Source organism: Flavobacterium subsaxonicum WB 4.1-42 = DSM 21790 (assembly GCF_000422725.1).
Taxonomy (GTDB): Bacteria; Bacteroidota; Bacteroidia; order Flavobacteriales; family Flavobacteriaceae; genus Flavobacterium; species Flavobacterium subsaxonicum.
In genome coordinates this window covers 145,685-172,520 of sequence record NZ_AUGP01000029.1, presented here as the reverse complement: position 1 = coordinate 172,520, position 26,836 = coordinate 145,685, and the positions used below count along the sequence as shown (strand labels likewise).

The following is a 26,836-nucleotide window of genomic DNA, read 5'->3' as shown; positions in this document are numbered from 1 at the left end:
CTTTGCTATTATTATGGGCTTATTTAAGAAAAATCCCTTTGGTCATATACTCTTCCTTAAAAGATGGCTCATTCGCATTTTTGGGGCACTTACACACCGCCGTTACAGGGGGTTTAACCACTTAAAAATAGATGGGTCTGAAATTATAAGGGCATTGCCGCAAACCAACGTACTGTTTATATCTAACCACCAGACTTATTTTGCCGATGTGGTGGCTATGTTTCATGTATTTAACGCCAGCCTTAAAGGGCGTGAAGACAATATAAACAACATTGGCTACCTCTGGAACCCCAAGCTTAATATTTATTATGTAGCGGCTAAAGAAACCATGAAAGAGGGTTGGCTGCCGCGAATACTATCGTATGCCGGGGCGATTACGGTAGAGCGGACCTGGAGGGCAAAAGGGCAGGATGTGCAGCGCGAGGTTAACCCCAACGATACCGAAAATATACGAATAGCACTGGAGGATGGTTGGGTAATAACCTTCCCTCAGGGTACAACAAAACCCTTTAAACCTATAAGGAAAGGTACGGCCCATATTATTAAAAAGCACAAACCTATTGTAGTGCCTATTGTTATAGATGGCTTTCGCCGGTCTTTCGACAAAAAGGGGCTACGCCTTAAAAAGAAGGGCATACTGCAATCGTTTATTATAAAAGAGCCACTTGATATTGATTATGATAACGAAACCATCGAAGAAATAATAGAAAAGATTGAGTATGCCATAGAGCAGCACCCATCTTTTTTAAAGGTTATACCAAACGAGATATTAGACGCACAGGAAGAACTCAACAAACAACGCCAGTGGAACTACTAAAAAAAAAAGAGGCCTGAGCCTCTTTTTTTTGTGTTCTTATTTTACAACTTCTACTTTGTAGCCTTTTTTACGTAACAGCATTATAACACCATTCTCTCCCGGCAGGTGGGCCGCACCCAGAGCAAACAACGTAGGTTTTGCTTTTGCTACTGCCTCTATTTTAGGCACCCAGTTTTTATTACGATTGTTTAAAAAGGTCTCAATGTGTTTGGCAAACATTGGGCTGCCTTCCTGCAAAGTAAAATTATAAATAGCGTTAAGGTCTTTTTCTTTGTAAAGCGTCATAATCCTTTGCAGCTCAAGTTTGCTGGCAGCCATGTTATCATTAGCTGTTTTAACAAGCTCGGCCATTTGCTCTGTATATGGTACAGCATCAAACACGGCAAGCTGGTCTTCTACTGTTTCAAGGCCGTAAATTTGCTCCTGCTGGTCTTGGGTATATTTAATTAAATCTCCTTCAACCGATTGTATTTCGCAATCAACCATTTTAGGTATCAGCATGCTGGTAACAAGCAACGGCATAAAACCATCTACAGCCTGTACAGGGTAGCCCAAAGTAGCTTTTAAAAAGGCATCTACCTTAGCATACTCTTCGGGTTTGGCAAGGCTGCTCATTTTAACATCATTCTTCATTTTCATGCCTGCCATTAAGTGGGTTTGCAGGTTGGGGTCGTCCATATCCAGTTCCAAATAGAGCTGTTGGGTGTTATCTAAAGCAGTAAGTATATTATCGTCTAACACAAGATTGCAGGTTGCATGCAGCGTACCCAACAAATAAGATGGTTTAGAGATGCCTTTGCCCGTAATCTTCCAAAGCAGGCCCTTGTCTAATTTTTGAGGAGCGGCATCAGTTGATTTTTGAGCGCTGGCAGATAATGCTATCAAAAGGCCAAAGACCGTAAAGAGTAATTTTTTCATAAGTTTAAAAGTCTAATTTCTTAAGTTCTTCGTAGTTTTTATGCAGTCGGCGTAACAAAAATCCATAAATTAATTTGTAAAACAGCCATACCAACAATATAAATATACCTACTAAAACAAATATGAATAAAAAAGCAGTAAGGTAAAAGGCAAGCGCATTGCCATGTTCCTGAGATTTATGCACCGCCTCCAATACCCTGGAATCGGTTTTAAACATTACAAAAACAATAACTATAGCACTAACCACTACATAGGCAAGATTTACATAAATATAGGTAGATACCGCTTTTCTTGTTTTTAAAATGCTTTGCATTAAATTCTTAACATTGTCTGTAACCGTTATTTTCTTGTAGCGTATATAAAATACGTACACAAAATACAATATTATGCCATAGCCAATAAGCGTCATGGGTAGTGTAAGGTAGTCTATACTTGGTGTATTAAAAGACTGTGTATTGGTATTATCTTTTAATAAAACGGTAAGGCTTACTTGCAGTAAAAACTCAAGTATGCTTATAACCAATATCCATTTTACAATAGAAGACGATTTTTTATGCAGCATGCCGTAAATTTCTTTTTCAGAAACTTGCGGAAAGCTGGGCTCGTTTTGCTTCCAGTGGTTTTTTAATTTATCTAATTCGTCCATATTCCCCTTTACGGATTTATAATAGTTTTTAGTTTGCCTTTAATCCTGTTCATTTTAACGCGGGCGTTAACCTCGCTAATACCCAGGGTTTGTGCTATCTCTGTATAATCTTTATCTTCCAGGTACATAAAAACCAGTGCTTTTTCTATATCGTTAAGCTGCTGTACGGCCTGGTAGAGCAATTTAATATGCTCTTCTTCTTCGTAGTTGTATTCGTCCTGGTTAAAGCGGTGCAGTTTACTATCAAACTCGATAGTATTAATGGTACGCGTTTTTTTGCGGTACAGGGTAATGGCGGTATTAAGGGCAACCCTGTACGCCCAGGTAGTAAATTTGGCTTCGCCCCTAAATTGCGGAAAGGCTTTCCAGAGCTGAATGGTAATTTCCTGAAAAAGGTCTTTGTGGGCATCTTCATTGTTAGTGTAGAGCCTGCAAATTTTGTGTATCAGGTTTTGATTTTCCTGAAGCTGTTGTACAAACGACCTTTCGATAGATGAACTCATAGAGCATTAGTATATAAACATCCTAAAATGTTACAGGTACATTACAATTCTTTATCCTTGTAGTAATTAATCATAAGGCCGGTAAACTTGCTATAAGCCTCCATGCCGTCTTTTTGCTGATTGATCTTTAGGTAATTATCATAAATATATTCAAAAATATCTTCTATAAAAGAATCGTATTTTTTTCCGAAAGCCTCACTTTCTTTAAAGTTTTCGCGCACCCCTTTTCTAATAAGCGGTACCAGGCTTTTGGCTTTGGCCTCGTCGAACTTGGCAATATTCCTTAAGCAGTACTTAAGCGCAAACGAATAGCCGGAGTACTTAAAATAAAGATCGTTACTCTTCACAGATGCCATAAAACCTATAAAGTTAGCTTCACTCTCGCTGGCATAGCCCAGCTGGTGCGCCATTTCGTGGCAGGCGGTGGTAGGCAGGTTGTACTTGGGCAATTCGCTGTTAACCTGTGCCTCGTTAGTAAACGGGTTTAGGTACCCGCCAAACCCCATATAAGATAACGGCACACTAATTAACGACGATTTTATGCTCTCGCGCTCGTATTTAAAATAAGGCAGCTCTTTTGCCAGGTTGGTGTATCCGTTAAGGGTATGGCTATAAATTTCTGTATTAGAATAAGGGCTAACCACTTTAAGGCTGTCGTTTTTTTGCAAAGCGGCATGCATGGCATTGGTCTTATCTATAAGTTTTAAGGTAAAGGCAACTAACTGGGCAGGTGTATAGTCTTTTTCTATAGCCATTTTTTTATGAAGCGGTACACGGCGGTAGTTCATGGCCCATAAAAAATTGAACATAAAGTATATTACAGAAAAGCAGGCTGCCATAGTTATAAGGTTGTACTTATAGTCGCGGCGCCAGGTTTTTCGGCGCATCCAGAACCATCGCAATGCCATAAAAATTACAATGCCGTAAATTACATCGCCAACAGAAAAGCCGATCCACCCGAAAATAATGCGTGACGCGTGCGATATGTAGGGGTATAGCCCATTACTGTAATAATTTTCTACAAACTCAGGAAAAAAAGAAAGCACATTAACCAGTATAATTTGTATAAGGAGCAACAGGGCGAGCAGTTTCTTTTTCTTCATTTGGGTTAAATAAAATGGGTAAGTAAATATAAGTAGTATTTTTGTATTGGATAAACACAAATTGCCCCATGAAAAAGATTGATGCACCCAAGAAGGTTATTTTTGTTTGCGATGGTAAAAAGTGTGGGCGGTATAGCGATGATATCCGTCAACAATTTAAGCAGGCCATTAAAGACAACGGACTTAAAAAAGAGGTTACCGTTGTGCGTATGGACTGCACCGATAATTGCAAATGCGCCCCTGTGGTTAGCCTTCAGCCCAAAAATATATGGTTGGGAGAGGTCGAAGATAAGAACGTAAAGGGCATTTTTAAAGAGTATTTTTTATAATTCAAATTGATTATCTTTGTATACTTATATTTTGAAAAGATGGAATATATAGCTGACAGAATTACGATTGACGAAAAGCTTTGCAATGGAAAACCTACTATCCGTGGCAAACGTATTACTGTACAAACTATTCTTGAATTTTTAGGAGCAGGAGAAACCAAGGAAGAAATTCTTAATCAATATCCTTCTTTAGTGCTTGAAGATATTGATGCTTGTATAAAATTTGCATCTGACTTAATGAATAGAAACTTCACTATTAAAACTGTCGCTTAATATGGCCGACTTTTTAATTGATGTTAATCTGCCATATTATTTTTCTTTATGGAATACCGAGAATTTTGTTCATCAAAAAGATATTAATGACGAATGGTCGGATGAACAAATTTGGAGATATGCACAGGAGAATGATATGACTATCATTACCAAAGACAGTGACTTTTCAAATAAAATTTTACTACGTCAACCACCTCCTAAAGTTATTCATATACGTTTTGGTAATATGAAAATGAAAGATTTTTACGATACTACGTCCAAATTATGGAATGATATATTAATATTGAATGAGAGCAACAAATTGGTAAATGTTTTTAAAAACAGAATAGAGGCTATCCAATAAAACAACAACACTAAATACATAACATTTACATGAGCCAGGAAATAAGAAACCTGGAGCCAAAAGCGCTCTGGAATAAATTTGCCGACCTGAATGAAGTACCACGCCCGTCTAAAAAAGAAGAAAGGGTTATTGCTTTTATTAAAGGGTTTGGCGAGAAATTAAACCTTGAAACCATTGTAGACGAGGTGGGCAACGTTATTATTAAAAAACCTGCCACACCGGGTTTAGAAAACCGTAAAACGGTTGTGCTGCAAAGCCACCTGGATATGGTGCATCAAAAAAATGGCGATACCGTTTTTGATTTTGATACGCAGGGAATAGAAATGTATGTAGATGCCGACTGGGTGCGTGCTAAAGGCACAACCCTGGGTGCAGATAACGGTCTTGGTGTTGCTACTATTATGGCTGTTTTAGAAAGCACCGATATTAAACATCCGGCTCTTGAAGCCTTGTTTACTATTGATGAAGAAACCGGAATGACGGGTGCTATGGGCCTTAAAGGCGGATTGCTTAAAGGTGATATTCTTTTAAATTTAGATACTGAGGAGGATGACGAAATTGGTATTGGCTGTGCCGGTGGTATAGATGTTACCGCAGAGCGTGAGTATAATACAGAGGATACCCCCGAAAATTCGGCGGCATACACTATTACTGTTAAAGGTTTAAATGGTGGCCACAGTGGTATGGATATTCATAAAGGGTTGGGTAATGCCAATAAAATTATGAACCGTTTATTATTTGACAGCTTTGAGAATTTTGGCCTTCAGATAGTTGAAATTAATGGTGGCAGCCTGCGTAACGCTATTCCGCGAGAGAGCGTTGCTACAGTTATTATCTCTACCATTTTTGATGAAGCTTTTGTGTTTGATATGCAACAGGTTATTGGCGAAATTAAAGCCGAGCTTAAAACCATGGAGCCTAACCTGGAAATTATCTTCGAAAAAATAGATGTTGTACCGCAAAAGGTTATGGACCTTGGTGTGCAGGAAGGCCTTATTCGTGCCATTTATGCTGCGCATAATGGAGTGTATCGCATGAGTGCTGATATTTCAGGCCTTGTAGAAACCTCTAACAACATTGCCCGCGTTATTGTAAAAGACGGCAAAATTTACATTGGCTGCCTTACGCGTTCGTCTGTAGAGAGTTCTAAGATAGACCTTGCCGATGCCTTACGCGCCACTTTCGAACTTATTGGCTGCGAGGTTACCCAAAGCGGCTCGTACCCGGGCTGGACACCTAATGTAGATTCGGCTATTTTAGAGGTGCTTAAAGATATTTACGAAAAACAAAACGGTGAAAAGCCTAATGTTGCCGCCTGCCATGCCGGCCTTGAGTGTGGTATTTTAGGCACCAACTACCCGGATATGGATATGATATCTTTTGGGCCTACCATTAAAGGTGCCCATAGCCCCGATGAAAGGGCAAGCATATCATCTGCTCAAAAATACTGGAAATTTGTACTGGAAATACTGGAGAACATACCGGTAAAATAGTCATCAGTTGTCAGTTATCATTTGACAGACGTAGGTCAATAAAAAAGTTAATAACCTGTTTAGAAATAAGCAGGTTTTTTTATTAAATATACTGAACAAATCATATAATTTTAATACGATTTTACGTTACATGCCTAAACCAATATCCCTCATGAAAAAAATGTTTTTGCTGGCACTGCTGCCGGCATTGTTATGGTCGTGTTCGCACAAGGCAGAGCGTGTTGAAAGGGCTTTCTATTTTTGGAAAAGCAACGATTACCAACTTTCAGATCAGGAAAATAAACTGATGGATACGTTACAGGTAAAGAAAATTTATGTAAAGTTTTTTGAGGTAGAGAAAAATGACCTTGTGGGTTATGTACCGATTGCTAAAACTGATTTGCATCTTTACAGCAACGATAACATTACAAGCCTTATACCTACAGTATATATTACTAATGAGGTGTTTAAAAAAGCGAAGCCATCAGACATGGATGCACTGGCCGACAACGTTAATTTTTTGATAGATAAATACACGAAAGATAAGTTTCATAACGTAGCCAATGTAGACGAGTACCAGATGGATTGCGACTGGACTCTTAGTACAAAAGACAGTTATTTTTACTTTCTTAAAAAATTAAAACAGGTATCGGGCAAAAAGATAAGCTGTACGTTGCGTCTTTATCCTTACAAGTATCCGGATAAAATGGGAGTACCACCGGTAGATAAAGCCATGCTTATGTGCTACAATCTTTTAAACCCGTTACAAGAACGCGAAAAAAATTCGATACTGGATATTAATGAGTTGCATGCCTATTTAAATTCGGGTAAAAAGTATCCGTTGCACCTGGATGTGGCCCTGCCCGTATATTCGTGGATGCAGGTGTACCAAAACGACCATTTTGCACAGGTTGTTTATACCAATACTAAAGATATTAAAACCATTCTTACCCCAAACAAGCCTTTGTGGTATACGGTTAAAAAAGATACTGTTATAAATGATTTTTACATCAGGTCCGGCGATAAGGTAAAGATAGAGGAGCAAACCGCAGAACAGTTAAATAAGGCGGTAGCCATTATAAAAAAATATGTACCACTGGATAGAGATATTACCGTAAGCCTTTTTCATTTAGATCAAGAACAATTAAGCCGTTACAGCCATGAAGAAATTGCAGCTTTTTATACTGGTTTTACTAAGTAGCAGTATTACTGCCAATGCTTGCGGTTTTTATCCGTATGGCGAAGATATACGCTTTTGCTTTTTTAAGCCGCGGTATTATGGCTATAAAACCTTTTCAGAATTTGATTATTCGTCACAATCGTTTAGCCCTAAAGAACTTTACGGTGTTAACGAAACCGAACCTAACATACAGTTGTGGTATAACTACTGCAAGGGTAAGGTGCCTCAGGCAGAAATTAAAAAAGCAGTTTACACCCTATCTGATAAAGATTTTAATAAAAAATCGGACAACAAAATGGTAAAATACCTGTTTGCAGTTAAAGATACCCAGGCTATAAATTATTTGCTGTTCGCAAAAAAATGCGAGCTTATGAATACCTATTACGAAGACCCTTGGGAGCGTACAGATAATATTACCATACCACAGCGTACCAATATTATAGACCAGGCTATAGTACTGGCAGCAAAAGCTGACAATACAGAGCTCAAGCTGCGCTATACTTTTTTAGCCATACGCATGGCTTATTATAATGAACAAAAAGATAAGCTGCGCAGTTTGTTCGATACTTTTTTTGCTACCATAAAAAATAAGGATATTGTTTATTACTGGAGCCTTTATTTTACAACGCTTACCGAGACCGATCCGGCACTGGCTAACTTTTATGCGGCACAGGTATTTGCCCATGCCCCCGAAAAACGCTTTATGATTAGCTGGAGCTACAATAGGGCAATACCTTTTGATAAGGTTTTAAAATTTGCGAAAACTAACGAAGAACGTGCCAATGTGTACGTGCTTGCGGGCATAATACGGTCTGACCGCGCCTTAGAAGAAATAAAAGAAGCTTACAGATATAATGCAGGTTCAGAAGGGCTGTCTTTTTTACTGCTGCGCGAGGTAAATAAGATAGAAGATTGGATATATACGCCTTACTATTCGCTTTTTGCTCCATCTATTGTTACCAACTATGATACGATGGATGATTCTGCAAAAATTGTTTTAGAAAGGGTAGAACACGACAGGCAGTATGCTGCAAAGGTGCTGCAATTTGTACAATCTGTAGATAAATCTGTTGTTGAAAATGCACAATTCTGGAAACTTGCCGAAGTGCAGCTATTGTTTTCGGTAAAAAACTACGCTGCATGCCTTAATAGTATTGCATCTTTAGAAACTGTTTTAAATAAAAATACCACTGCCTTTAAACAGTTGCAACAGCTAAAAGCGCTGGCACTCACTGCCAGTCAGCCGCAGGACAACGCCGTTATTTTAGATAATGTTAAGCCTGTAATCTTGAGTAATAAAAAAAACCAGAAGTTTTTGTTTGCACTTGGGCGGGAGTTAGAGTATAAAGGCAATACCAGCGATGCCGCCCTATTATATTCTAAACTTACCAATGATGTTGATTATACGGGAGAATACGATAACGATTCGGCAGCGGCTTATTGGCGTACCCTTAAAAATGATGATACTACCTACGGCGATTTTTATACCAATTATTTTGACTACATAAATGTGTATTATACGCCACAGCAAACCATCGGGCTTATAAGGGCAATTGAAAAAAATACCGCTCAGGATGCATTTTCGGTGTGGAAATTCAGCTCGCTTAAAAATGAGGTAAAAAGTCTGTACGATCTTTTAGGTACACAGTACATAAGGCAGAATAAATTAAAAGAGGCACTGTCGAGCTTTAAAAGTGTGGGCAGGGAATACTGGGATATGAATTATTCGGCATGGGAACGTGGAAAAGCAGATTTTTATGGCGACCTGTTTAATAAAAGCCCGTTTTACGATATTAAACATACACCCAAATTTATACCGGTAAAAGATAGTATTATGTACAATAAATATACGGTTACAAAATACCTGATAAATTATCTGGACAAGGCCGAAAATGTTAAAGAGAAAGATAGGGACTATTATTACTTTTTAGTTGCCACATGCTACTATAATATGACAGAGGACGGCAATTCCTGGATGATGCGACGTTTTTACTGGACAAGTAATTATAATACCACCATAGCTGAAGATGAAAAAGAATATCGTGAAGCTAACCTTGCAAAAAAATACTATACTCTGGCAATAAAGCATGCTAAAACAGCTAAGTTTAAAGCATTATGCCTGCGTATGATGGCACATATAGATGATGAAAAAGGAGATAACAAGGGCGATTATTATACGGCCATACTAAACAAATATCCTGAGTATTATAAAGAGCTAAGCAGTGAAAGCAGCTGTACCGCCTTTACTGATTATTTTAGGGCCCGCCGTTAAAAACAAACCCCCGTTTAGCAATAAACGGGGGTTTGATATTTTTATTTGGCAACAGGCTGTGCTTTTGGTTTAAGGTACTTGTCTAAAAAGGCAAGTGTTTTTTTGGCGGCTGTAAGCTGGTTTTCTTTTTTCATAAAGCCGTGGCCTTCGTCAGGGAAAACAACATACTCTACCGGTACACCGTTCTTTTTTACGCCGTTTACAATTTCTTCGCTTTCTATGGGCAGCACCCTAACATCGTTAGAGCCCTGTAATACAATAAGTGGCTTGTTGATTTTTTGATAGTTGTATAGTGGCGAAATATTTTTAAGCCTAACGCTATCGGCGCTGTAAGGGTCGCCCACTTCATCATACATGGCTTTTCGGCCGGCCTCCCAATAGGCGGGTATGCTTTTAAGCGTGCGCGGCCAGTTGGCAACACCAAATAAATCTACACCCACTTTAAACTCTTCAGGGTGAAATGCCAATGCACCTAACACCATACAACCGCCATAGCTGCCGCCATAAATGCCAATGGCATTTGGGTCGATGTAATCCTGCTGGGCCAGCCACTTTTTACCCCAAATGCAATCTTTAAGGTCGCCGTTACTGTGGTCTTTATTATCAAGCTTGTAAAAAGTTTTGCCATAGCCACTGCTGCCACGGTTGTTTACCGCAAGCACCGCATAGCCATGGTTTACATAATACTGTATGGCGTTGGAATAGTTAATGCGGCTTTGCCCACCCGGGCCACCATGTACCCAAACAAGCGCAGGTACTTTAGCCTCTTTAGAGGCCTGTAGCGGCTTGTAATAAATAGCGGGAATCTCTTTACCATCAAACGATTTAAAGCGCACTACCTCGGCTTTAACAAGATCGTTTTGGTCTATTTTTTTAGATAGTGTACGCGTAAGCTGCTTTAATTTTTTGGTAGCCATATCGTACACATACAGGTTCGCAGAACTCGTACTGCTGCCCACGGTTAGCAATAGCTTGGTTTCCGATTCTGATATTATTACATCTAAAATATCCCCGTCTTCCAGATCGGGCAGGTCTATTTGTTTGTTGGTAGCATGGTCAAAAAGCAATACTTTATTTTTACCATCATCATTAATAAAAACGGCGTGGTATTTACCATTTTTGCTAAGGCTTACACCTGCAACATCCCATTTATCCGAAAATACCTTGGTCGACTTACCGCTGGCAATATCATATTTATAAAGGGCATTAAACTCATTGTCATCGTTGCTGGTGTAGTACAATGCAGTGTTATCCCTTTCAAAAGTTACCGGGTTCCAGTTGGCCTCATTATCATTGCTAATGCGTTTAGAGGTTTTTGTTTTGTTGTCATACAAAAACAGCTCGCTTTTATCGGCCGTTATTTCCTGAGTCAGGGCAACATATTGGTCGTTGTTACTAATAGTGTAAGGCTGTATGCCATCTTTATTTTCGTAAAGCAGGGTAGGTGTCCAGGTAAGGGTATCCATCTTGTAGAGGTCAAAGTACTTGGGGTCGCGCTTGTTGCTTATAAGGTAAAAGCTCTTGTTGTCTATAGTCCAGCGGCCAAACATATTTTTGCTTCCCTGCCATGGGGTAATGTCTTGTGGAGTGCCGGTTTTACGGTCCATTACATAAAGGTGGCTGTCTTCGTTACCACCCTGGTCGCTGGAGTATACAAACTTATTGGCGTTGCCCGGCAAATAATCTACCGCAAAAACAGACTCTTTAGTAGATTTGGTTAGAGCAGTTTGCGTAGTATCGGCAATATTAAGTTCGTAGGCGTTAAAAATTCCGGTAGTGTTGTTGTCTACCAATATCTTAGTTTCGTCAGGGCTAAAATCAGCACCCGCTATGCTTTTAGTGTCAAACAGGTCTTCCAGGGCAAATTGTTTAGGTATGCGCGCCTCGGCTTTTTCTTCTTTCTGGCAGGAAACTGCGCACAGCAGCAAGCCTCCTAAAAGGTAAGGATACGTATTTTTCATTATATTAAAGGTTGGTTATTTGTTTGTTTATCAAACTTATAAGTCAAATGTAATAAAAAAATGCTTGTTAAATAAAATAAAAATTCCCACTTAAGAAGCAGGAATTTATGAGTCAGGTTATGTATAGGGTTACGAAATATCAATCCCATATTTGTGCAGTAGTCCCGGCAGGCCTTCGCGGCTGAATTTTGCTTTTTTAATGCGGTTCATTTCCGGGTCAAGGGCATAGTTGTACGCAGACCTGAAGTCGGTTTTCTCTAAAACGGTATTCTGGAAGACCGCTTTAAGCAAATCGCACTCTTTAAAGGTGGCACCGCTAAGATCGGATTGGGTAAAATCAACCTCCTGCACATTGCATTTTATAAATTTGGTGCTTTTAAGCTTAAGGTTATAAAACGATGCAAATTGCAGCTGGCAACCCTCAAACTGTACCGAAAATAAGAACGGTTCGCACACGCTAAAGTTAAGCCCTAACAGTTTACAATTAATAAAAGTAGCATCTTTAAAAGCCGTACCCTTAGCGTTGGCCGTACCCAGGTTGCAGCCATCAAAGCGGCATTCGGTAAAAATAATGCCGGTAAGGTTGGCGTTGCTAAACTGGCAATCTATAAAAGTACAGTTATCATATTCGGCAACAGGCAATGGGTGTTGAGTAAAATCTTCTTTTTTGTAAACGGTACTTTCTATAATATTCATGAGTCGAATTTAAACCGCTAATTTAGGAAGCCGACGCCAATTATTGCTTTCTTTTCATGGGGAATTGCTCCAACCCGGGCTTATTATTTTTAGTGCCACTTATTTCGGCCACTATAGAGTCGTTAGTAACTTTAGTGTACGTTATCTTCTGCGGAAAGTCGTGCTGCTTGTTCTCAAAAACATAGCTGTTGGCCGTAAAGCTTTTAAGGGTAAACGATACCGGCTTCTCGTCTTTCTGGTTTTTTGTGGTAACAATGTAATGTAGCGAATCGCCTTTTTGGTCCAGCACCACCGTTTCATGAAACAGGGTATCTTTAGCCTTAACAAAAACACTTATGGCTGTAAAGGTAGAATCATCTGCTTTTTTCCAGGTTTCGGTAAAGGTGCCTTGTGGGGTAGGGTTTTCCCAAGTGCCTTCCAGCCAGGCAAACTCTTTTATCTGGTGGTATTTTTGAGTGGTTTTAGTATCCGAAAGCGGTACATCGGTAACTTCTTCTTTCTTTTTACACGATGTTATAAGGCCAAGGCCAATCAGGGCAAGCGCGGAAAATTTCAGTAATTTCATGGTGAGGTTAATTAAGTATAGTGCAAAGTAATCAAAATAAATATACAGATAACATGACAATTATCAGCCAATTAAAAAGCCTCGGAAGCTAATTCATTATTTATCATAGCACCGGCTTTCATGCCTTGTGCTACCGCCATAGCCACCGATCGCATTGGGGTGGTGCAATCTCCGGCAGCATAAACTCCGTATACTTCACTCTTTTGCCATTCGTCGATAGCTAAAAACCCCATATCGTTAACAGCGCAGTGTAGCTGCTCGTGCAAATTGGTATGATGCTCGAAAGACGGCTTGTAGTACAGCACCTTAAAATTATGGGTACTGCCATTTTTAAGCGCTATGCTCTCAAGCTGACCCTTTTGCTGCTCAAGTCGGGCTACTTCGCCTTCAATAACTGCAATGTTGTGCTTTTGCAGTTTGGCTGTCTGTTCATTAGTAAATAGGGCAGGGCCGTTAGTAAAGAGCGTCAGGTCCTTCGTCCATTGTAACAGGAGCTGGGCGTAATGCATGGCGGCATCGGCATTAGCCAAAATAGCAGTTGGCTGGTTTTTAACTTCGTAGCCGTGGCAGTACGGGCAGTGGATAACCGATATCCCCCAGCACTCTGCAAAACCATCAATTTCAGGCATAATATCCTTTATACCGGTGGCAAGTAGTAATTTCTTCCCTGTAAAGGTTTTTCCGTTTTCTGTCGTAATGCTAAACCCGTTTTCTGCGGAAGCTGCCTTAACAGCACTATCGTTTAAAAAAGTTACGGTAGGGTAGGCCATTACCTGCTCTTTGGCTTTCGCCGAAATTGCTGCTGGGGTTTCGCCATCCTGCGTTAAAAAGTTGTGCGAATGCGGCGTTTGGCGGTTGCAGGGTTTATTGGCATCTATTATTAATACATTGCGCGATGCCCTTCCCAATGCCATTGCAGCAGATAGGCCTGCATAGCTGCCGCCTATTATAATTACTTCGTAGTTTGTTTGCATTTTTTTTTGATTGATGATTGAACTGTATATTTTTAGAACGCGGATGACGCGGATGACGCGGATTTACGCAGATTTTAATTATGTATTGCATCAATGAATCTAATTATAAAATCCATGTAAATCCGCGTATGCCTCCATCCGTATTATCCGTGTTCCATTATCACAATAATTTGGTAAAGATAAATAAATTCCGTATTATTGCAACTTAATTGCATTAATAAATGAACAGGAGAAACACACCCGCCAAAAAAATGATAATGGAGCTGTTGCAGGCAGCCAATTCCGCGTTAAGCCAGGAAAGGATAGAGGCAGAGGTTAAAGGTGTAATGGACCGTGTTACTATTTACCGTGTGCTTAACCGCTTTTGCGAAGATGGTGTTACCCACAAAATTCTGGCCGATGATGGTAAGTTTTACTTTGCCCTGTGCCACAGCTGCGAGGAGCATAACCATGCGCACGATCATTTTCATTTTAGGTGCCTTGGGTGCGAAAAGGTAGAGTGCCTGCAGGAGCAGGTTACCTTTACACTACCCGATGGCTACAGGCTGCAAAACAGCAGCAGCTGGATTACCGGCTACTGCAAAAGCTGTGCTTAAACAGGTACGGTTTTTGTATTAAGTATAGTGTATTGAGAATCAAAAAAATTACGTAATTTTGCACTTTCAATTAAAGGGAAAAGACTATGTTAGACAGGTTACAGTATATAAAGCAGCGTTTTGATGAGGTATCTGACCTTGTTATACAGCCGGATATTATTTCCGACCAAAAACGTTATGTACAGTTAAATAAAGAGTATAAAGACTTAAAGGCGCTGGTAGACAAGCGCGACGAATATTTAATTGTTACGGGCAACCTTAAAGAAGCCCAGGAAATTATGGCCGACGGCAGCGATGCCGAAATGGTAGAGATGGCCAAGATGCAATTGGATGAGGCTAAGAAAAGGCTTCCGGAACTGGAAGACGAGATTAAATTTATGCTTATACCTAAAGATCCAGAAGATGCCAAGAATGTAATGGTAGAGATTCGTGCCGGTACCGGTGGCGATGAGGCCAGTATTTTTGCAGGCGACTTATTTAGGATGTATACCAAATATTGCGAAAACAAAGGCTGGAGAACCAGTATTGTAGACGTTAGCGAAGGTACATCGGGTGGCTTTAAAGAGGTTATTTTTGAAGTTAGCGGAGAAGATGTTTACGGTACACTTAAGTTTGAAGCCGGTGTACACCGTGTGCAGCGTGTACCACAAACAGAAACCCAGGGCCGTGTACACACCTCTGCTGCTACGGTAATGGTATTGCCGGAAGCTGAAGAGTTTGATGTACAGCTGGATATGAACGAGGTACGTATTGATTACTTCTGTTCGTCTGGTCCCGGTGGGCAGTCGGTTAACACAACCAAATCGGCTGTACGTTTAACGCACTTGCCAACAGGTTTGGTGGCGCAGTGCCAGGACGAGAAATCGCAGCATAAAAATAAAGATAAAGCAACCCAGGTTTTACGCTCGCGCCTTTATGAAATGGAGCTTGCCAAAAAACAGGAAATAGATGCGGCTACACGTACCTCTCAGGTAAGCAGTGGCGACCGTTCGGCTAAGATCCGTACGTATAACTATTCTCAGGGCCGTATTACAGATCACAGGATAGGGCTTAACTTATTCGACCTTGATGGTTTTATGAATGGCAACATCCACAAAATGATCGACGAGCTTCAGTTGGTTAACAACACAGAAAAACTTAAGGAAACAGAAGTTTATTAAATATCAGGAATCCCGCTTTGGCGGGATTTTTTTTGCGATTTATGGAACACGGATAACGCGGATTTAAAAATTGATTGACACGGATTTATCCAGTTGCTAAAATCCGTCCTGCGAAGCATTGGCGTCATCCGCGTTCCATTTCCCTCATGGATTTTCAATATAAAATCCTTATTTTTGCAAAAGCAACTATCAACACACAAACAATGACCACCCAACAGTTATTCGAACAAATACGTCTAAAACAATCGTTTCTATGTGTAGGCCTTGATGTAGACTTAAACAAGATACCGCAACACCTGCTGGATACCGAAGACCCTATATTTGAGTTTAACAAAGCCATTATAGATGCCACACACGATCTTGCTGTGGCCTATAAACCCAATACGGCCTTTTTTGAAGCGTATGGCTTAAAGGGATGGAATTCGCTTGAAAAAACCATTAAATACCTTAATGATAAACACCCCGAGGTATTTACTATTGCCGATGCCAAGCGCGGCGACATTGGCAATACATCGGCCATGTATGCCAAGGCATTTTTGCAGGATATGAATTTCGACTCTATTACTGTAGCGCCGTATATGGGCAAAGATAGTGTGGAGCCGTTTTTGGCAGTGCCGAACAAGTTTACAATACTGCTGGCACTAACATCTAACGGAGGTGCTTTTGATTTTCAGACAAAAGTGGCGGGCGATAAAGAGTTGTACAAACAGGTTTTAGAAACATCTAAAACGTGGGCTAACAGCCAAAACCTCATGTATGTGGTGGGTGCTACCAAAGCCGAATATTTTACAGAAATCCGTAAAATAATTCCGGATAGCTTTATACTCGTTCCCGGAGTGGGGGCACAGGGCGGCAGTCTTGAAGAGGTATGCAAATATGGTATGAACAACCATGTTGGCCTGCTTGTAAACTCATCGCGTGCTATTCTTTATGCGGGTAACGGTACCAATTTTGCCGAAAAAGCCCGCGAAGAAGCTCTTAAGGTGCAACAGGAAATGCATAAGATATTGTTAGATGGGCAGCTTGCCAAAATAGACCTTTAATCAGCGCCTTTAGAATATCCTAATTTGAAACCTGAAACCAAAACTTTTACCGACCAGACCGGTACAACTATAACCCTAAGTGCCGTGCCCATGCGCATAGTATGCCTGGTGCCCTCTATTACAGAGCTGCTGTTCGACTTAGGCCTCGAAGACCGCCTTGTGGGCATTACTAAGTTTTGCGTGCATCCGTACCACTTAAAATCCACCAAAACCATTATTGGCGGTACTAAAAAGGTGCATGCCGATAAAGTGCAGCTTTTACAGCCTGATATTATTATTGCCAATAAGGAAGAAAATACGCTGGAGATTGTAGAAGCCATGCGCCAGATTGCCCCGGTATGGGTTAGCGATATTGTTACCATACAGGATGTTATTAGAATGATCGACGATTTTGGCCGCCTGTTTAGCGTTCGCACGCAGTCGCGCCAGTGGATAGATAAAATAAACTACGCCCAGCAGGATTTTGAAAAGTTTATAAAGGGCCGCGAGTGGCTTAAAACGGCGTACTTTATCTGGAAAGACCCCTACATGGCTGCCGGCAACGGTACGTTTATAAACGAAATGATGAAGCTAAACCACTTTAGCAACATTTACGAGGACAGGGAAGGCCGCTACCCCGAAGTGGTGGTGCAAAAAATGCGTATTCAGGGCGACCCCGATGCGATTTTTTTATCGTCAGAACCCTATCCGTTTAAAGATGAAGATGCTTTTGAACTTGGCCGCCACACCCACCACGCTAAAACCATTTTTGTAGATGGCGAAATGTTTAGCTGGTACGGCAGCAGGCTGGTAAAAGCCTTTGACTACTTTAAAAAATTGCAGGACAGGATGCAGGAGCCTGCCTGATTATATGGATTTTACCCACAGGCATACCTTATATCATAACCATTGCAAACAGTTAATTGGCCTACAGCTTGTTAAGGCTAAATATGCCGAATTGCTTCATCAATCTGCCGAACCTAATTACAAAACCCATTTTGCTGATATCGATACGGTTGGCTATTCGGTATTTTTATATTCGAGAAATAATGATGTCGTTGAGTTTTGGTGGGACAGCCACTTTGTGCAATACGAGGTTGGGTTAAAAATTAATGAATTCGGTCCGTCGCCTGTGTATCAAATGTGGGATGTATCTAAAGAAACCGTTTGGAAGAGCGTAATTTCTGAAACCATTACAGATGTACGCATCGGCTGGCAGGAAATAAATACCTACAAACCCGGCAGCGGAATTTTAGGCCTTAAGAGGGCACCCAAAACCGTATCGCCACAATATATTGCCCTCGAATTTTCTAACGGAGAAACCATCTATATTAGCACTGCCCAGTTTTTAAGCGAAAGCGATGATGAGGTTGTAGGAATGACATCTAACTTACTGGTAACAAATAACGAAGTTTTAGCAACACAGGTGGGGATTATTGCCCAATAGCCGTTAAGCTAATAAAAGTGTATATTTGGGCATCCAATATAAAAAAAGCCAATAGCATTGAAAAATTTTATTAACCTTATTAACTTTAGGTTATTGTTATTGCATTTTTTAGCCACATGGCTTATATCTTGTGCCAGCCAGATAATTGTAAAAATGTGGTTTACAGATTTTTTGGAAGAATATCATCAGGCAGCTAATAAATGGGATATTATTGAGAAATACAATGGTTTTCTTTTTTTGCTTTATTTATCAATAGGAGCTTTGACAGGCCTTTTACTATCATTTTCAATATCCTTGTACATTGTAATTAAGCAAAAGTGGGGGTGGGCACATTCTGTTTTGTTATTTTGGATACTATTTATACTTATCTTATACGATAAAACAGGAGCTAAATATTCAGAAGTTATTCCTAATAAATTTGGATATCTGTCTTACTTAATTATTAATGCAGCGTTATTGATAACGTTAGCGTTACCAATTTTCTTTTCGGGCAGGATAAACAAATTTATAGCTTTGGGTAGTCGTCTTAAATCTTGAGTACTATTGTTGTGTAATCCATTTCTTTTTATAGATTTACTATTATGTAAACCTATAGTATGAAACAACTATTACTCTCTTTTGCCTGCCTGTTGGCAATGCCTTTATTTGCTCAGAAAACCGTTTATATCCCCCTTTACATTCAGGATACCAATACGATAGAAGGCGGCCAGTTTACCTGGGATAAAACCGCACAAAGCGATAATTTTATCATGATATGGGGCAATACTGTAGGCACAGATCCTGCAAGTTATACCGCAGATGTTTCGTTAGCATTTAATCCGCAAACCATATTAAATACTATGGAAATGCTGTACGATAATTTTAAAGACCTTGGTTTTTTAGACGATTCGGCAGGCACAAATCTCGCCCAATATAAAATACCCATAATAATGTATGGCACTTATGGACCCGATGTGGTTCAGGGTTTTGCAAACGGCGGCGATGTAGATGGAGTTATAGGTGCGTTTTGGGTGCACCCTATAGCCATGCAAACCGGCGATGTAGCCGCGCACGAGCTGGTGCACAGCCTGCAGGCGCAATGTGTTATAGATTATCGTAACGCTAACGGCCTTGGCCCCGTTTGGAACAATGCGGGTATTTTTTGGGAAACCCATGCCAATTTTATGCGTAACCTTATCTATCCGCAGGATGTAACGGCCTGGGGTATGGATGTATACCATTTAGAAACCTGGGGCGACTGGAAAAATACTTACGAAAATTATCCTTTGCTTTTTGCAATTATGGATGCCGAAGGTATTAACATGGTTAACCGTTTATGGAGGGAATCGTTAAGTAACGAATATCCAATAGCAGCTTACAAAAGGCTGGGCAACTATAACCAGGAACAGTTTAATACGATTATGTATAGCCATATAAGGCGAATGGCAACCTTTGATTTTGAATATAACAATCTTGGGAATTATCTAAGGGAGTATAGGGCTGCCGATCAGCTTAATTACCTGCCCACGGTTCAGGCTGCATATAATGTATTAACAAAGGTTGAAGGGACAGAAAATCGTTACGCCATACCCATTGAGCAGGCACCGGAAGAGTATTCGTATAATATAGTACCGCTGCATGTAGATGCCGAAAGTTGTTCGGTTATCGTAAAATTTAAAGGCCATACCGATGCCAACATACATGCCGGATGGCGCTACGGATTTGTAACGGCACACCCTGATGGTACCGTTAGCCGTTACAGTGACACCTATAGTGCCAATACTGCCGAGATTGCCTTTGCGTTAGAGGGCGATGAAACCGCAATGTACCTTATGGTTATGGGTGCGCCGTTTAACGATACTACCACCAATGCTACCAACGATACATGGCATGGCTACCCAAAGCATTTCAGGTTCCCTTATGAACTTACCATAACAGGTGCGGTGCCGGAAGGTTTTCAGGAACCGGCAAATTTCAGGGAGCAGTTAAAAACAGATGGTGCTGTTCATGCTAATGGTGGTGGTTGGGTTGCTGCATCGGCATCGGTAGCGTCAAGTGTTTATGTAAGCCCGTCTGCTATAGTTTTAGGGAATGCCCAGATTACGGGCAATGTGCGCTTAGAAAATACGGCGCTGGTTAAAGATGCCATTATAAGCGGTAGTGCAAAAGTGCTTAATAATGCTTTTGTTAATGGCGGTACTTATAGCGGAAATGCTATTATACAAGGCCAGGCTTTTGTAGAAAATGCAGTAATGAGCGGTAATGCCCTGGTTGGCATGAGGGCGCGGGTTACTAATTATAATCTTAGCGGAACCGTTGAGGTTGGCGGAGACGTGGTAGTATACAACGCCGAAGGCAGTTGCGATAACGGTGTTTACTATAAGCTTACTAATTTTTATGAAGATAACCTATTGGCTTGCGATGGCCGTACGGCAGACCATCCAGAAAATAGCGATGTAAATAGTACTTACACGCAATTTACAGCCCAACAGATGGAAATGCTATGCAACTGCGAAACCTTGCCCAACTGTTTGGCTTTAGCTGTGCCTAATAATTTTGTTACAGATAATACTGTGTTAATTTACCCTAACCCGGCTGTTAACGAGTTTACGGTTAAGGCAACAGGAGAGACTAATAGCCTAAAACTCTACAACGCAGTTGGCGCAGTAGTTAATGTGGTAGTAAAACAAAGTAGAGAAGGCTTTACCGTTAACTCATCTTCTTTGGCCGATGGTGTTTATCTGGCGGAGGTTATATCAGATAGTAAAAAGCAATGGGTAAGGGTAGTGATAGCGCATTAATTAGCGCGCCAAATTCTTGAACAGCGCTACATAAGCAGCAGCGGTGTCCAGGTTTTCGTAACCGGTTTTGCCAATGCGCCTGCCGGTTTTATCTAACAATACCACAAACGGAAAAAACCCATCGCGGTTATACTTTTCGGCAAGCACCATTTTCATATCGTTTACGTTTACCGGTTCGGGCATGCCTTTCTTTTCATGAAAGTCGGCACGCAGCAGCACCCAGCTCTTTTCGGCTTCAGCCTTAAATTCGGGGCTGTCCCACACCAGTTCGTCCAGCTTGGTACAGTTTGTGCACCATTCGGGTCCGGAAAATACCAACAGGATATTTTTACCTGTTGTGGCCGATTGCTTTTTGGCAACATCAAAATCTGTGTTCCATTCCTGGCTGTAGGCTGCGGTATGCAAAACAATAAACAGTACACAAAGCGACTTTTTCACCCTTTTAATTTTTCGCAAAAGTATAAAAGTTAGCCGGTTTTCAAAATCTATTTAACTATTAACGATAAATAGTATCATTATTCGGGGTAATCGTCATAAAGCAGTATCCATTCGTTGTGCCCAAAGTAGTTCCATTGTACCGATGCCAGGTCTACATTTGGATCTGCGTAAAGTCGTGGGGGCCGGCGGTTAAGGCTAACTTTATTATCTACATACACAGCAACATCCCTGCCTTGTTTGGCATAATAGGCTTTAATACGCTGTGCGCCCTGCCATATAACATCGCCTTTACCAGAAAAGCGCTTATTTTGCCTTTTTGTAAACAGCAGCGTATAATCAAAATCAAACCGTTCGCCGGTTTTCTTATCTTTTATCTTAAAAATAGTCTCGCCACTTTTAAGCCGTAGCATCATACGCCAGCTTAGCCTGTGGCCTTCTTCGGTCCATACCACATCACCTTTAATAAAATGGTGTCGTACGGGCAGGGCAAGTTGTATAATAAAGTAAGGTATAAAAAAATATTTAAGAATAAGCAGGTTATTGTGTTGGTCTTCGGGTTCTTCTATAACCTGATTAAGCGGTGGTTTTTTCCAAAAGAATAGTGCCCTAACCCTATCAGAAGGGTAAAAAAACACGAGATAGCTTAATGATAGAAACGGAAATATACCAATATGTAGCAGGTACCAGTTAAAAGTATGAAACCCAACCGATGCTAATGCAGCCAGGTTGCGTGTTTTTTTAATAAGCAACATGGGTACCACAAGTAAATCGAAAAAAAAGCCTCCTATAGCAATAAACCTATGAAAATAGTTGTGCTGTAGCAGGCCGCCCAGCCTGTGCAGGCCATGATTGCCCACTATAAAGCCAGGAAAAGTACCATTTAGCCAATCGGGGTATAGTTTTGCCATAGCAGCAAAAAAATACACAATTGCCATTTGGGCAATAAGTACATAGCTGCACCACTGTGGCATGCTATAGCGCTTTATTTTAGGGTTAATTTTGCTATCTACACTGGCAAAGGCGTTGGCCGGCAGCAGCAGCAGTATAATGCAAAGCAGTATTAATAAATAATGGTGGTTGTTGTAAACCGTTTTTTGCATAAAATACGTTCCGGCAAATAGTATTGCAAACAAGCTAAGGGTGTAGCGATATAAAAAGCCTATAGTCACACAAAGCGCACAAAATGCCATAACGCCATGATACCAGTACATTCCGTTGCCGGGCAGTGGCTGGAGCCAGTCCATACCAATAAAGTTAAAGGTAAATTTAGGGCGTATATACAGTTTGCGTACCGTGCCGTCTACCATGTGGTCTATACAATGCCATGCCAGTAAAATGCCAAGCATTATCCTAAAAATAATAAGCGGGGCATTGTCAATTCTTTTGTGTAAGGCTAACATCATATAGTTATATAATGCAGTAAAAATACATAATTATCTTGCAATTATGGTGCTCGTTTTTTTCAGACGATTTAAAATGTTGTTATAATTCAGAATTTTCAGCGCTATATTACGCCAAATAAAAATGCCGGTAGTATAACTACCGGCATTCCTTCTAACTAACCCTAACCAAATGTGAGAAAACCATTTATTGATATGCAAATTACCAAAAATATTTTGACTCAATTGTTAAGGTTATGTTATTTGTATGTTATTGAAGATTAAAATTTTAGCTTTTGCTGTCCTGCAATGCAAACACCTTTTTTAACAGTACCGATGTACGCTCGTTAATGTTGTTGCGAATCTCTTTTTCTTCCACAGCTATCATTTTATATACGCCCTCTAACGCTTTGGTAGTAACATAATCGGTAAGGTCCGGGTTTACCTTGGTTACAAGGGGCAGCGTATTGTACTTGTTTATAATGCTGCTCCAAACCTTATCTGCACCTACTTTACTGAACGATGTTTTTATAACCGGGTTAAATTTGGTGTACAGTTGCGATGTTGTTGTACCCTTTAAATAGGTGGTTGCAGCCTCATCATTACCCAACAAAATATTCTTTGCATCATTAAACGTCATGTTCTTAACCGCCGATACAAATATTGGGGTAGCTTCTTTAACAGCATCTTCGGCAGCGCGGTTCATCATCTTAAGGCCTTCGTCGGCAAGGCTGCCAAGGCCAATGTCGCGCAGGGTTTTATCTACCTTTTGTAATTCGGCAGGTAAAAGTATCTTAACCAGCTGGTTTTTGTAAAAACCATCGGTAGCGGTAAGTTTGGTAACCTGTTGGTCTATACCTTTATCTAAAGCCTCTTTCAGGCCGGCTGCAATATCGGCATTAGATAGTACTCCGGTGGCCTGCGGAAACTGTGCTGCTGCCTGCTGCAACTCTGCACAGCCCGAAAGTGTTAGGCATAAGGCAACTATGGGCAGGATGAGTTTTTTCATATTTCTGTAGAATTTATACTGTAAAGCAACCACTTTTTTAACAAATTTGAAATAGGGGTACTGATAAATTTGTGGTAAAAGTTTTATAGATACTCATCAGGAGCATAGTTATCGCGAGGTACGAAGCAATCCCGTCATGTGGGCTTGTAGTTCATTTCGAGTGAGATCGCTTCGTACCTCGCGATGACGCCCTCTAATAAAAAAGCCGCACAGGAAAACCATGCGGCAATTTGTAATATATTGATATAGAAATTAATCCTGCATAGCAAATACCTTTTTAAGCAGGTCTGATGTCCTGAATGCGATGTTCGTACGAATGTTTTTCTCTTCTACAGCTATCATTTTAAAAACACCGTCCATGGTTTTGTTGGTAACATAATCGGTAAGGTCCGGGTTTACCTTGGTAACCAATGGTAATGCGTTATATTTGGCTATAATTTTTGCCCAAACTTCATCGGCACCCACCGTGCTTAGCGATGTTTTAACCACGGGGCTAAACTTAGCGTATAGTGGTGTTGAGGTACTTTTTTGCAAATAGGCTGTAGCCGAATTATCGGCGCCCATTAAAATGCCCTTGGCATCGGTAAGGGTCATGCTGGTAATGGCATTCACAAAAATTGGGGTACCCTCTTTTACAGCATCTTCGGCGGCGCGGTTAAGCACTTTAATACCTTCATCGGCAAGGCTACCAAGGCCCACCTGGCGTAATTTTTTATCTACCTTTTGCAATTCTTCGGGCAGTAATATCTTAACGGCTTCGTTTTTGTAAAACCCATCGGTGGCTGTAAGTTTGGTAACCTGCTCTGTTACACCTTTATTAAGTGCCTCTTTTAGTGCCGATCCAATCTCGCTTGTGCCTAAAGAGCCTGTGCTTCCGGAGGCTACTTTTTCTTTAGCCTTAGATAAAATGCTTTTAAGCTGGGCATTGGCGGCGGTAGTTACGGCTGTTGCTATCAGTACAGATAATAGTAATTTTTTCATTTTATATTGTGGTTTAAACAAAGGTAAACAAAAACCATTCCTGTTTATTGTTGTAGATAATGGCTTAGAGGTAAACAGGCATTTTTTAGCGGTAAAAAAGCTACGTTATTTCATTATTAAGACACTCAAATAGCGACATATCGTTAAAAATTGCACTCAGCTATTTGGTAATTTATTGATTACTAATACTGTATTAATGTGGTTTGATTTTGGTATATCAAAAGCAACCCCAAACCTTGACCATTCACTATGCCTTAATAGAAAAAATCAATTGCCAATACTATAAGTATAATCTATCAAAAACTAAATTTGTATAACGAAATCAATAAAACACACAAGCGTATGTCTCAAGATAAACTTACCACGGCTTCAGGCCGCCCTTACTACGAAGACGAAGACTCTCAAACCGTTGGCGCACGCGGCCCTATACTTTTGCAGGATGTTATCCTTCACGAAAAAATGGCCCACTTTAACCGCGAGCGCATCCCCGAAAGGGTAGTGCATGCTAAAGGATCGGCGGCGTTTGGCACTTTTACGGTTACCCACGATATTACAAAGTATACCAAGGCTAAAATTTTCTCTGAAGTTGGCAAGCAAACAGGTATGTTCCTTCGCTTTAGTACTGTAGGTGGTGAGAAGGGAAGCCCTGATACTGAGCGTGATCCGCGCGGTTTTGCCCTTAAATTTTACACCGAAGACGGCAATTGGGACCTCGTGGGCAACAACACCCCTGTGTTCTTTATAAAAGACCCTAAAAAATTCTCAGACTTTATACACACCCAAAAACGCGACCCGCAGACGAATATGAAGTCGGCCACCATGATGTGGGATTTCTGGTCGCTTAACCCCGAGAGCCTCCACCAGGTGTTAATACTGATGAGCGACAGGGGCACACCCGTAGGATACCGCCACATGCACGGTTTCGGGAGCCATACTTTTTCGCTGATAAACGCTGATAATGAGCGTTTTTATGTGAAATTCCATTTTATAACCGCGCAGGGCATTAGGAACTTTACCGATGCCGATGCTGCTGAAATGAAGAGTAAAGATCTTGATTTTGCCCAGCGCGATCTTTTTGAGAACATACAACAGGGCAACTACCCAAAATGGCACCTTAAAATACAGGTAATGCCTGAGGCTGAGGCCAAAACCTATCATATAAACCCGTTTGACGTTACAAAAGTGTGGCCACATGCTGATTATCCGCTCATGGATGTTGGCGAGATGGAGCTTAACCGCAACCCCCAAAACTACTACCAGGATGTGGAGCAGGCTGCTTTTGCACCGGCCCATATTGTAGACGGTATTGGCTATAGCCCTGATAAAATGCTGCAAGGCAGGTTATTAAGCTACCCAGATGCGCAACGTTACCGCTTGGGTACCAATTACGAGCAGATACCGGTTAACCGCTGCCCGTACATGACCAATAACTACCAGCGCGATGGCCTTATGCGTGTAGACGGCAACGGCGGCAGCAACGCTAACTATTACCCTAACAGTTTTGATAACATTGTGGCCGACCACAGCTACAAAGAGCCTGCCCTTGAGTTAGATAGCCTTACGGCCGACTGGTACGACCGTAACGGCCCCGGCGAAAACGACCATTACAGCCAGCCGGGCAACCTGTTTAAATTGATGGATGAGCAGGCTAAACAAAACACTATCAGTAACATAGTGGGTGCTATGAGTGGCATTGCAGGCCCAAAACGCGACGAAATTATTAACCGACAGCTGTGCCACTGGTTTAGGGCCGATATAAACCTGGGACTTGGTGTAGCTAAGGGACTTAACATACAAATAGACCCTGCCATGTTTAGGCAGCAGTAAGATAATTAATAGGTGATTGGATTAATTGGTTGGATGAAAATGCCTGCTACGAAAGTAGTGGGCATTTTTTATTTTGTGAAAAAGAGGGAGGGAAAATAGACGAAAGATAATAGACTCAAAACAGGCAAAAAAGTGCTTAATATTT

At 40.9% G+C, this 26,836-nt stretch carries 27 protein-coding genes; 15 read left to right on the top strand and 12 right to left on the bottom strand.

Translation table 11 applies throughout. The features are described 5' to 3' along the window. Positions 1-13 precede the first annotated feature (13 nt). Positions 14-817 carry a lysophospholipid acyltransferase family protein gene (locus G509_RS0110520; protein WP_026991505.1) on the top strand — a complete coding sequence of 268 codons (804 nt, stop codon included), beginning with the start codon at positions 14-16 and terminating at the stop codon, positions 815-817. A 36-nt stretch (positions 818-853) separates the two neighbouring features. On the opposite strand, the gene G509_RS0110515 is transcribed toward G509_RS0110520, so the two are convergent. Genes G509_RS0110515 through G509_RS0110500 form a run of 4 tightly spaced genes read right to left on the bottom strand, consistent with a single transcriptional unit; the run spans position 854 to position 3,987 of the window. Further along, positions 854-1,735 carry a TraB/GumN family protein gene (locus tag G509_RS0110515; RefSeq protein WP_026991504.1) on the bottom strand — a complete coding sequence of 294 codons (882 nt, stop codon included), beginning with the start codon at positions 1,733-1,735 and terminating at the stop codon, positions 854-856. Between the two features lie 4 nt (positions 1,736-1,739). Beyond that, positions 1,740-2,381 (bottom strand): hypothetical protein, encoded by a 642-nt coding sequence (locus tag G509_RS0110510; RefSeq protein WP_026991503.1) that lies wholly within the window; start codon positions 2,379-2,381, stop codon positions 1,740-1,742. 8 nt (positions 2,382-2,389) lie between these two features. After that, complete coding sequence (locus tag G509_RS0110505) at positions 2,390-2,884, bottom strand: RNA polymerase sigma factor (RefSeq protein ID WP_026991502.1); 495 nt, start codon at positions 2,882-2,884, stop codon at positions 2,390-2,392. Between the two features lie 41 nt (positions 2,885-2,925). After that, complete coding sequence (locus tag G509_RS0110500) at positions 2,926-3,987, bottom strand: DUF3810 domain-containing protein (RefSeq protein ID WP_026991501.1); 1,062 nt, start codon at positions 3,985-3,987, stop codon at positions 2,926-2,928. A 68-nt stretch (positions 3,988-4,055) separates the two neighbouring features. Between G509_RS0110500 and G509_RS0110495 the strand changes: the two genes are divergently transcribed. The 6 genes from G509_RS0110495 to G509_RS0110470 all read left to right on the top strand — a co-directional run bounded on the left by G509_RS0110495 (position 4,056) and on the right by G509_RS0110470 (position 9,856). Beyond that, positions 4,056-4,316, top strand: coding sequence for a (2Fe-2S) ferredoxin domain-containing protein (locus tag G509_RS0110495; RefSeq protein ID WP_026991500.1), 261 nt, complete (start codon positions 4,056-4,058; stop codon positions 4,314-4,316). Between the two features lie 39 nt (positions 4,317-4,355). Beyond that, a complete protein-coding gene (locus G509_RS0110490; RefSeq protein WP_026991499.1) occupies positions 4,356-4,589 on the top strand; it encodes a DUF433 domain-containing protein in 234 nt (77 codons plus the stop codon). Position 4,590: 1 nt separating this feature from the next. Beyond that, positions 4,591-4,932: a DUF5615 family PIN-like protein gene (locus G509_RS0110485; protein WP_035738836.1), complete on the top strand. Its 342-nt coding sequence runs from the start codon at positions 4,591-4,593 to the stop codon at positions 4,930-4,932. A gap of 29 nt (positions 4,933-4,961) precedes the next feature. Beyond that, positions 4,962-6,425, top strand: coding sequence for an aminoacyl-histidine dipeptidase (locus tag G509_RS0110480; RefSeq protein WP_026991497.1), 1,464 nt, complete (start codon positions 4,962-4,964; stop codon positions 6,423-6,425). Positions 6,426-6,576: 151 nt separating this feature from the next. After that, complete coding sequence (locus G509_RS0110475) at positions 6,577-7,605, top strand: hypothetical protein (protein WP_026991496.1); 1,029 nt, start codon at positions 6,577-6,579, stop codon at positions 7,603-7,605. Then, on the top strand, positions 7,565-9,856 hold the full coding sequence (locus G509_RS0110470) for a hypothetical protein (protein ID WP_026991495.1): 2,292 nt from the start codon (positions 7,565-7,567) through the stop codon (positions 9,854-9,856). The genes G509_RS0110475 and G509_RS0110470 overlap by 41 nt, the downstream gene beginning before the upstream one ends. 41 nt (positions 9,857-9,897) lie before the next feature. Here the strand turns inward: G509_RS0110470 and G509_RS0110465 are convergent, their stop codons facing one another. The 4 genes from G509_RS0110465 to G509_RS0110450 all read right to left on the bottom strand — a co-directional run bounded on the left by G509_RS0110465 (position 9,898) and on the right by G509_RS0110450 (position 14,052). Next, on the bottom strand, positions 9,898-11,817 hold the full coding sequence (locus tag G509_RS0110465; protein WP_026991494.1) for a S9 family peptidase: 1,920 nt from the start codon (positions 11,815-11,817) through the stop codon (positions 9,898-9,900). Positions 11,818-11,946: 129 nt separating this feature from the next. After that, positions 11,947-12,513, bottom strand: a complete 567-nt coding sequence (locus G509_RS0110460) for a pentapeptide repeat-containing protein (protein WP_026991493.1) — start codon at positions 12,511-12,513, stop codon at positions 11,947-11,949. 40 nt (positions 12,514-12,553) lie between these two features. Beyond that, on the bottom strand, positions 12,554-13,078 hold the full coding sequence (locus G509_RS0110455; RefSeq protein WP_035738834.1) for a DUF6265 family protein: 525 nt from the start codon (positions 13,076-13,078) through the stop codon (positions 12,554-12,556). Positions 13,079-13,149: 71 nt separating this feature from the next. After that, positions 13,150-14,052: an NAD(P)/FAD-dependent oxidoreductase gene (locus tag G509_RS0110450; RefSeq protein ID WP_026991491.1), complete on the bottom strand. Its 903-nt coding sequence runs from the start codon at positions 14,050-14,052 to the stop codon at positions 13,150-13,152. Positions 14,053-14,273: 221 nt separating this feature from the next. Between G509_RS0110450 and G509_RS0110445 the strand changes: the two genes are divergently transcribed. From G509_RS0110445 to G509_RS0110415, 7 genes are all read left to right on the top strand, one after another. Beyond that, on the top strand, positions 14,274-14,648 hold the full coding sequence (locus tag G509_RS0110445) for a Fur family transcriptional regulator (protein WP_026991490.1): 375 nt from the start codon (positions 14,274-14,276) through the stop codon (positions 14,646-14,648). Positions 14,649-14,734: 86 nt separating this feature from the next. Continuing rightward, positions 14,735-15,808 (top strand): peptide chain release factor 1, encoded by a 1,074-nt coding sequence (gene prfA / locus G509_RS0110440; RefSeq protein WP_026991489.1) that lies wholly within the window; start codon positions 14,735-14,737, stop codon positions 15,806-15,808. Positions 15,809-16,011: 203 nt separating this feature from the next. After that, a complete protein-coding gene (gene pyrF, locus G509_RS0110435; RefSeq protein WP_026991488.1) occupies positions 16,012-16,851 on the top strand; it encodes an orotidine-5'-phosphate decarboxylase in 840 nt (279 codons plus the stop codon). Between the two features lie 90 nt (positions 16,852-16,941). Beyond that, the gene (locus G509_RS0110430; protein WP_051200119.1) at positions 16,942-17,697 is read left to right on the top strand and encodes an ABC transporter substrate-binding protein; all 756 of its coding nucleotides are present in this window, start codon (positions 16,942-16,944) and stop codon (positions 17,695-17,697) included. A gap of 4 nt (positions 17,698-17,701) precedes the next feature. Beyond that, positions 17,702-18,277, top strand: coding sequence for a hypothetical protein (locus G509_RS0110425; RefSeq protein WP_026991486.1), 576 nt, complete (start codon positions 17,702-17,704; stop codon positions 18,275-18,277). Between the two features lie 57 nt (positions 18,278-18,334). Beyond that, positions 18,335-18,814, top strand: a complete 480-nt coding sequence (locus G509_RS0110420) for a hypothetical protein (RefSeq protein ID WP_026991485.1) — start codon at positions 18,335-18,337, stop codon at positions 18,812-18,814. A gap of 59 nt (positions 18,815-18,873) precedes the next feature. Continuing rightward, positions 18,874-21,057 carry a DUF6055 domain-containing protein gene (locus tag G509_RS0110415; RefSeq protein ID WP_026991484.1) on the top strand — a complete coding sequence of 728 codons (2,184 nt, stop codon included), beginning with the start codon at positions 18,874-18,876 and terminating at the stop codon, positions 21,055-21,057. Here G509_RS0110415 and G509_RS0110410 read toward each other — a convergent pair whose 3' ends face one another. The 4 genes from G509_RS0110410 to G509_RS0110395 all read right to left on the bottom strand — a co-directional run bounded on the left by G509_RS0110410 (position 21,058) and on the right by G509_RS0110395 (position 24,864). Continuing rightward, positions 21,058-21,495: a thioredoxin family protein gene (locus tag G509_RS0110410; protein ID WP_035738832.1), complete on the bottom strand. Its 438-nt coding sequence runs from the start codon at positions 21,493-21,495 to the stop codon at positions 21,058-21,060. Between the two features lie 77 nt (positions 21,496-21,572). Further along, entirely contained in the window at positions 21,573-22,898 is a 1,326-nt protein-coding gene (locus G509_RS0110405) for an HTTM domain-containing protein (RefSeq protein ID WP_026991482.1), read from the bottom strand. Between the two features lie 265 nt (positions 22,899-23,163). Beyond that, positions 23,164-23,883 carry a DUF4197 domain-containing protein gene (locus tag G509_RS0110400; RefSeq protein WP_026991481.1) on the bottom strand — a complete coding sequence of 240 codons (720 nt, stop codon included), beginning with the start codon at positions 23,881-23,883 and terminating at the stop codon, positions 23,164-23,166. A 252-nt stretch (positions 23,884-24,135) separates the two neighbouring features. Then, entirely contained in the window at positions 24,136-24,864 is a 729-nt protein-coding gene (locus G509_RS0110395; RefSeq protein ID WP_026991480.1) for a DUF4197 domain-containing protein, read from the bottom strand. A 342-nt stretch (positions 24,865-25,206) separates the two neighbouring features. On the opposite strand from G509_RS0110395, the gene G509_RS0110390 reads away from it, so the two are divergent. Continuing rightward, positions 25,207-26,691 carry a catalase gene (locus tag G509_RS0110390; RefSeq protein ID WP_026991479.1) on the top strand — a complete coding sequence of 495 codons (1,485 nt, stop codon included), beginning with the start codon at positions 25,207-25,209 and terminating at the stop codon, positions 26,689-26,691. Positions 26,692-26,836: the final 145 nt, after the last annotated feature.